Below are 774 nucleotides of genomic sequence, written 5' to 3'. Positions count from 1 at the left end.
CCTGCACTGGACGCGCAAAAAGACGCGCGCCGNAGCTAANGGCGTTGGTATGACTCCCCACGTCAAGAGGCCCGCACAAAATCCTGCCGGAACCTCGGCCAGAGCCTTTCTTTTTAATTAACATTCTTCCCGTTAGGGAAGCGTCAACGCATCAGATGAAGCAAGTAATTTCGACGGTGATCATGCTGGTATTCGTGGGTTGCTAACGCGACGCGTTAACCTATCCAACCTTACTTATTACGTCGTGGTGCCTGTCTTCAGTCTATGCTCGTGGATCAATGTACTGCTAGCTCATTGCCAACCTAACGCCTTCGGTGATTGCACCACAGCCGCTGCTTGATCTTTTGCATTGACGCTAAACTTGTTCATGTATTATTCCTTATCTACTTAAGCGGGTACGCGTGAGATTCGTGTTTTTGGATCTATTCTGGGTAAGGTGACTTCCTTCGAGATTGACCAGATATAAGCTATCAGTTCTCGTGCGATCGCCGTTACCACGACACTTCGATGTTTACCTTTGTGTATTAGTCGTTGATATCGTCTACATAATCTCTGTTGTGCTTGCCAAGCTTGATCAATTACCTCTTTCGGCAATCCTTCCTGCCTGAGCTGTAATTCCTTCGATATCTTTGCGGGATAGCGATAGCTATGTGCAGCCTCAACTAACAATCTCCTCGCTCGCCCATTTCCACACTTGGTGATCGCGCCTAAGTGTCGTTTTCCTCCACTTGAATGTTCGGAGGGCGTCGTTCCGATATAACTCATCAGTTTTCT

Annotated in this window: 1 protein-coding gene; it reads right to left on the bottom strand. The window is 47.8% G+C overall.

Annotated elements, in window-relative coordinates; genetic code table 11:
• Positions 1 to 387 precede the first annotated feature (387 nt).
• Positions 388 to 774: transposase (locus tag A3761_RS08500; RefSeq protein ID WP_156491754.1), on the bottom strand; the 387-nt coding region annotated here is incomplete at its 5' end.

This window comes from Oleiphilus sp. HI0123, from assembly GCF_001635315.1.
This window is presented reverse-complemented; position numbering and strand designations above follow the sequence as displayed.